The organism is Bradyrhizobium sp., assembly GCF_035273305.1.
In the GTDB taxonomy this organism is placed as follows: domain Bacteria; phylum Pseudomonadota; class Alphaproteobacteria; order Rhizobiales; family Xanthobacteraceae; genus Bradyrhizobium.
This window is the reverse complement of the sequence record NZ_DATEPI010000254.1, coordinates 1-6,246: the sequence shown is the minus strand read 5'-3', so window position 1 is coordinate 6,246 and position 6,246 is coordinate 1. Positions and strand designations below refer to the sequence as shown.

6 protein-coding genes and 1 pseudogene are annotated in these 6,246 nt (G+C 61.6%); 3 read left to right on the top strand and 4 right to left on the bottom strand.

The window, feature by feature from the left end:
- Positions 1 to 288 (top strand): DUF2794 domain-containing protein (locus tag VJV58_RS17090; RefSeq protein WP_324138546.1); only part of this gene is annotated, 288 nt, incomplete at its 5' end.
- Here the strand turns inward: VJV58_RS17090 and VJV58_RS17085 are convergent.
- The 4 genes from VJV58_RS17085 to VJV58_RS17070 all read right to left on the bottom strand — a co-directional run bounded on the left by VJV58_RS17085 (position 285) and on the right by VJV58_RS17070 (position 5,276).
- Positions 285 to 830 carry a GNAT family N-acetyltransferase gene (locus tag VJV58_RS17085; protein WP_324138545.1) on the bottom strand — a complete coding sequence of 182 codons (546 nt, stop codon included), beginning with the start codon at positions 828 to 830 and terminating at the stop codon, positions 285 to 287. The genes VJV58_RS17090 and VJV58_RS17085 overlap by 4 nt on opposite strands.
- Before the next feature lie 82 nt (positions 831 to 912).
- Positions 913 to 1,704: a Bax inhibitor-1/YccA family protein gene (locus VJV58_RS17080; RefSeq protein WP_324138544.1), complete on the bottom strand. Its 792-nt coding sequence runs from the start codon at positions 1,702 to 1,704 to the stop codon at positions 913 to 915.
- Between the two features lie 270 nt (positions 1,705 to 1,974).
- A complete protein-coding gene (locus tag VJV58_RS17075; protein WP_324138543.1) occupies positions 1,975 to 4,545 on the bottom strand; it encodes an ABC transporter permease in 2,571 nt (856 codons plus the stop codon).
- Entirely contained in the window at positions 4,542 to 5,276 is a 735-nt protein-coding gene (locus tag VJV58_RS17070) for an ABC transporter ATP-binding protein (RefSeq protein WP_324138542.1), read from the bottom strand. Before VJV58_RS17070 ends, VJV58_RS17075 begins: the two co-directional genes overlap by 4 nt.
- Positions 5,277 to 5,337: 61 nt before the next feature.
- Here VJV58_RS17070 and VJV58_RS17065 point away from each other — a divergent pair, with 61 nt between their 5' ends.
- Positions 5,338 to 5,985, top strand: coding sequence for an arylesterase (locus VJV58_RS17065; RefSeq protein WP_414641517.1), 648 nt, complete (start codon positions 5,338 to 5,340; stop codon positions 5,983 to 5,985).
- Positions 5,986 to 6,174: 189 nt separating this feature from the next.
- Positions 6,175 to 6,246, top strand: a pseudogene (locus VJV58_RS17060) (RNA 2',3'-cyclic phosphodiesterase); the annotation flags it as partial.

Sequence of the window (6,246 nt, the reverse complement as noted above, 5' to 3'; positions counted from 1 at the left end):
GTGACTTTCAATCGCCTCGAACTCAATCGCATCCTGAATCTGTATGGTCGCATGGTCGCCGACGGCGAGTGGCGCGACTATGCGATTGATTTCTTGCGCGATCGGGCCGTGTTCTCGGTGTTCCGCCGAGCTTCCGAAGTGCCGATCTATCGAATCGAAAAAGATCCGCGGCTTGCCCGCAAGCAGGGCATCTACAGCGTCATTTCGGCGAGCGGCCTGATCCTGCGGCGCGGCCACGAACTAGATCGGGTGCTGTTGGTAATCGACCGCAAGCTCGCCGTCGTTTAGCGCTGATTTGCTTGGTCTTGAGGCAATGTTAACGCGCCTTCCCCGAGCGCCCGCTGCATCATGACGGTGTCCAGCCAGCGGCCGAACTTGAAACCGACATTGGGGTGGGTCCCGATCATCTCGAAGCCGCATTTCCTGTGCACGCCGATCGATCCCGCGTTAGCGGAATCCCCGATCACGGCAATCATCTGGCGATAGCCCCGCGCCTCACATTCATCGATCAGCTGTTGCAGCAATTGCAGGCCAATCCCCCGTCGGTGGACGGCGGGTTGCAGGTAAACTGAATTCTCGACAGTGAAACGGTAGGCGGGCCGCGGCCGGTATGGGCTGGCATAGGCATATCCGGCGACGCTGCCATCGAGGGTTGCGACCAGATAAGGAAAGCCGCCATCCATGAGCGCACGAAAGCGCCGTGTCATCTCCGGGAGATCCGGCGGTATTAACTCGAACGTTGCCGTGCCGAAGCGCACCGCGTGTTCATAAATCTCGGTAATGGAAGGCAGGTCGGCCGCGGTTGTCGGCCTGATTTCGAGCGAGGACATGCCGGGCAGAGTATTTTTGCCCGGCACAAAAGAAAAGCCCCGGCCAAAAGGCCGGGGCTTCGAATTTTCGCCAGCTTCGCGTTCAGTCGCGCTGACCGAGCAGCTGCAACAAGAGCGTGAACAGGTTGATGAAGTTCAAATATAGCGATAGCGCGCCAGTGATCGCCGCGCGTTCCGCCACGTCACCGCCCTGCGAAGCATAGCCGTAGATGTAGTCGTTCTTGAGCCGCTGGGTGTCCCAGGCTGTCAGGCCCGCGAACACCAGCACGCCGACGACCGACACCACGAACTGCAGCATCGAACTCGCGAGAAACAGGTTAACCAGGCTCGCGATGATGATGCCGAACAGGCCCATGATCAGGAATGATCCCATCCCGCTCATGTCACGTTTGGTGGTGTAGCCGTAAAGGCTGAGTGCGCCAAACGTCGCCGCGGTGATGAAGAACACCCGCACGATCGAAGTGTGCGTGTACACGAGGAAGATCGAGGACAGCGAAATGCCCATAAGCGCCGAGAACACCCAGAACAGCATCTGGGCGGTTGCGGGCCGCAGCCGGTCAATGCCGGCCGAGATCACGAACACCATGGCCAAGGGCGCCAGGATGAACAGCCATTTGAGCGGGCTGACGAACATGGCGTAGCCGAACGGCGTCAGGTAGGCGTTGCCGATCTTGGCCGCTGCACCGGCCGGATCGCCCGTCACGGCCGCCATATAGACGCCGAGCGCGGCGAGACCGGTGATGGCCAAGCCGATGGTCATGTAATTGTAAATGCGCAGCATGTAGGCGCGCAGACCGGCGTCGACGGTCGCGGCATCAATGCGCCCGGCGGCCCGGCCGAAGGGAGAAGCGTAGTTGCGGTCTAGGTCCGACATGGTCGAATTCCCGTTGTTGGTCCGGGACGCAAGGGTTTGCGCCGCCGGCACGAAAGCTATCCCCGATACCGTCCTTGCTGACATAAACTTTGCGTCATCAAATCGGCGTCTCAGGTAGGATACATGTGGGAAACTAACACATTGGCCGCAAGCTTCCATGCGCGGCTGAATGTCGCTCCGCATCCCGGCCTTTGGCCCAGACGAACTCAGCGAGTTCTGAGACATTACCGATGGCGGCCACATACCGCCATGGATGCGTCGGTTAACAGGTCATAAATTCCGCAACACCGTCGCGGGCTTCTGGTTCAAGGCGAGTAGCGTGCCGGCGAGCCCCAGCCCTACCGTGACGAGGAGCGCCGCCGCGACCACGCCAGCGGCACTGCCGGCTTGCCAGATAAAACTCAGCGTCATCAGCCGGGTCACGACCAGCCAGGCTGCCAGCGAACCTGCAATGACGCCGAAAATCGCGGTCGCAAAGCCGATCATCAGGTATTCGAGAGCATAGGCGCCCAGCAGTCGCGCCCGGGTCGCGCCCAAGGTTTTTAGAATGACGGCATCATATACCCGGTGCCGATGGCCGGCGGCGAGCGCGCCTCCGAGTACCAGGACGGCTGAAAGCAACGTCACCGCGCTGGCGCCGCGGATCGCCAGCACCAGGTTCGTGACCACGTGGCCGATGGTTTCCAAAGCTTCGCGGACGCGTACGCTTGTTACCATCGGAAATGTGTCAGCGACCGACTTGATGATCGCGACATCGCCGGCGACGCTCGGATTGGTCTCGGTCAGGGTCGCGATATGGCTATGTGGCGCGCCCTTGAAGGTGTTCGGCGAGAACACCAGGACAAAGTTGATGCCAAGGCTCTGCCAGTCCACGGCGCGCAGATTCGCAATGGTCGCTGGGATGTCGCGGCCGAGGACGTTGACCACGATCTGGTCGCCGATCTTCAGCCCCAGCCCATCAGCAATCTTCTTTTCGATCGAGACGAGCGGCGGCCCGTTATAATCCCGACCCCACCATTGGCCTTCGACCAGCTTCGACCCTTTCGGGATTTCGCCGGTATAGCTAAGGCCGCGGTCGCTCTGCAGCACCCATTGGGAATCATTCGAGGGCCTCAGGTCTTCCGCCTTGACGCCGCGAGCGGCGACAATGCGACCGCGCAGCATCGGCACATCCTCGACCTCGGACTGCGGCGCTGTTTGCTTGAGGAATGCGGCGAACCGGTCGGCTTCGTTGCTGGGTATGTCTATAAAATAGAACGAAGGGGCGCGGTCGGGCAGCGCGGCTAAAAATTGCCGCCGCAAATTGCCGTCGATCTGGGTAATCGTAACCAGGACGGCCAGTCCGAGGCCCAGCGACATCACCACCGACGGGGTCAACGCACCCGGACGGCATATGTTGGATATTGCGAGCCGCAGCATGGTCAAACGAGTGCGCGGCAGCCGTCGCGCCATCTCCATCACACCCACCGCGATGCCGCGCAACAATACGAACACCGCTATCGAAGAGACAACGAAAACCGCGGCAATGCGCTTGTCATAGGCGAGGCCGATCACGACGGCCACCAAAAGCGCGACCACGAACGCGACGAGCGCCAGATAACGCCAGCGCGGGCGATGCCATTCGGTGACTACGACTTCCCGGAATAGCGCGGCCACCGGCACGTCGTGCACGCGACCGAGCGGCCACAGACCAAACGCCAGCGCTGTCAGAACTCCGTAAACTAGCGAGAGCGCGAGTTCATCAGGATGCAGCGCCGGCACTACGGGCAATGGCAACAGCTTGCCAAACACGCCGACGATAATGAACGGCAGCGCCGCGCCCGCGGCAAGGCCAATGGCGGATCCGATTGCGGCGAGCATGACGACTTGCGTCAGATAGATTGTGAACACGTCACGGCCTGTTGCGCCGAGCGCCTTCAACGCCGCGATGATGTCACGGCTTCGATCGATATGGCTCTTGATGGCATTCGCCACTCCGACACCCCCAACAAGAAGCGCAGCGAGCCCCACCAGGGTCAGAAATTGCGTGAAGCGGCTGATAGTGCGCTCAAGCTGTGGCGAAGCATTGCTGCGGCTTCGAATCTCCCAGCCGGCTTGCGGCAGCGCGGTTCGCACATCGCTGATGAGGGCCGCCGCGGCCCGATCGTCCGCCGCACTCTCCGGAAGTTTTAGCCGATAAACCCAGCGCACCAGGCTTCCGGGCTGCAGCAACCCCGTGCTCCGCAGGCCTGCCTCGCTGATCAGGAAGCGTGGACCGAGCCCGATGCCGCCGGCGAGCTTGTCAGGTTCGGCCTCGACGACGCTGCGGATTTGAAAGCTCGAGCTGCCGATAGTAACGCGGTCGCCGACCTTCAGATTGAGCCGCGCCAGCAGCGTGGAATCGGCGGCCGCCCCAAATACTCCGCCGCGCTCGGCCACAACATCCGCAACGCCCATCTGCGGTTGCAGGGTTAGCTGCCCGAGCATCGGATAAACGGCGTCCACTGCCTTAATTTCGACCAGAGCCAGCCGGTCGTCGCCCGTGCGCATCATGGCGGCCAACGTCGCCGCAAGCGAGACTTCTCCGCGCGAACGGAGAAACGCCACTTCATCGGGTTTGGCCTCGCGCTGGATGAGCGAAAACGCCACATCGCCTCCGAGCAAGGTGCGGCCTTCACGCGCCAGTCCATCTTCGAGGCTGGCTGCCACCGAGCCAACTCCCGCGATCGCCATCACGCCGAGCGCGATGCACGCCATCAAAACGTAGAACCCGCGCAACCCGCCGCGCAATTGACGTACTGCGTAGCGCAGCGGCAACCAGGCCACCGGCGCTCGAGCAACAGATTGGGTTACAACGCTCATGGATCGGAAACGCGCTGCGCGCTCTGGCCGTCGATCCGGCCCGATCGCAGCCGCACCACGCGGTCGCAGCGCTGAGCCAGCGCGGGATCGTGGGTGACCAGCACCAAAGTCATCCCGCGCTCGTCATGCTTGCCGAACAGCAGATCCACGATTTGCTTGCCAGTGGCTTCGTCCAGATTCCCGGTGGGCTCGTCGGCCACTAGAATCGCGGGATCGGGCGCGAGCGCGCGCGCAAGCGCAACCCGCTGCTGTTCGCCGCCGGACAATTGAGCAGGATAGTGATGCAGGCGATCGGCAAGCCCGACCGAATTCAATTCGAAAGCCGCGCGTTCCGCTGCATTGGGATTGCCGGCCAGCTCAAGCGGTACCGCGACGTTTTCAAGCGCGGTCATGGTCGGGATCAAGTGAAACGACTGGAATACGATCCCGACCTGGCGGCCGCGAAAGCGCGCCAGCGCGTCCTCGTCGAGGGCATTGAAAGGGGTGCCGTTGACCACCACCTCTCCGCTGTCGGGACGCTCCAGTCCCGCCATCACCATCAGTAGGGTGGACTTCCCTGAGCCTGACGGCCCGATCAGGCCGATCGCCTCGCCCGGAGCTACCCGCAGACTGATATCCTTCAGGATATGCACCCGTGCCGCGCCCGAGCCGAGCGAGAGGTTGACGTTCGAGATGGAAATCGTGTCCGGCTCCAGGCCGGTCAATGATGAGGATTCGATGAGACTGTCCATGGGTCCGTCATATGGCACTTTCGCGGCCAGGGTCGAGAGGCGCGCGCGGGTGTTCGTGCACATGCTGGTGTTGGCTTTCCTGATGATGGGCCTGGATTTGACAACATCGGGATCAGCGCAAGCGCAGTCGGCTCAGGCCAGGCCTTTAAAAATGGTGGTGTTGGGCGATTCTCTGAGCGCGGGCCTCGGTTTGTCCGCCTCGGCCGCTTTTCCGGACCGGCTTCAAAAAGCATTGAAATCCAAGGGGATACCGGTCGAGATCACCAACGCCGGAGTGTCTGGCGACACCGCCTCCGGCGGCCGCGACCGGATCGACTGGTCGGTTCCCGAAGGGACCCAGGCGGTGATCGTCGAACTCGGCGCCAATGACGCGTTGCGCGGAATAGATCCCGCGGTCACGCGCGCCGCGCTTTCCGAAATTCTGACCCGGTTGAGGGCGAGGCATATTGCAGTCTTGCTGTGCGGAATGCTTGCACCCCCGAATTACGGCAGCGAATATTCGGCACGATTTAATGCGATCTATCCGGATCTCGCCAAGACGTTCGGGGTGCCGCTATATCCGTTTTTCCTGGAAGGCGTTGCCGCGGATGCCAAGCTCAATCAGGCGGATGGCCTGCATCCAACGGCGGCAGGGGTGGATGTGATCGTGAAAAACATTCTACCCACAGTGGAGGAATTTCTCGGCACGATCTCCGCGCAACGCAGTTGAAGAACTAGAAGTTGTGACCTCACGCCGGTTTTCCCGGAGTTGAGCCTCGGCTGCTTCGCAGAGTCATATAACTGCGCTAAATATCGATCGGTGATTCGTCGCCGGACTTGTTAAAGGGCATGCTGCCAGCACGGACAGGTTGTCCCGGCTGCGATTTCGGAGGCATCCCCAAGCATCGGGAGTCATGCGATGCCGCGTTTGTTCACTGGACTGGAAATTCCGGCCGAAATCGGCCAGACACTTTCCAGCTTGCGTGGCGGC

Bases quoted from the DNA above. Each gene is read 5' to 3' on its own strand.
- VJV58_RS17085 (WP_324138545.1), bottom strand. From the start codon at position 830: ATGTCCTCGCTCGAAATCAGGCCGACAACCGCGGCCGACCTGCCTTCC.
- VJV58_RS17080 (WP_324138544.1), bottom strand. From the start codon at position 1,704: ATGTCGGACCTAGACCGCAACTACGCTTCTCCCTTCGGCCGGGCCGCC.
- VJV58_RS17075 (WP_324138543.1), bottom strand. From the start codon at position 4,545: ATGAGCGTTGTAACCCAATCTGTTGCTCGAGCGCCGGTGGCCTGGTTG.
- VJV58_RS17070 (WP_324138542.1), bottom strand. From the start codon at position 5,276: ATGGACAGTCTCATCGAATCCTCATCATTGACCGGCCTGGAGCCGGAC.
- VJV58_RS17065 (WP_414641517.1), top strand. From the start codon at position 5,338: ATGCTGGTGTTGGCTTTCCTGATGATGGGCCTGGATTTGACAACATCG.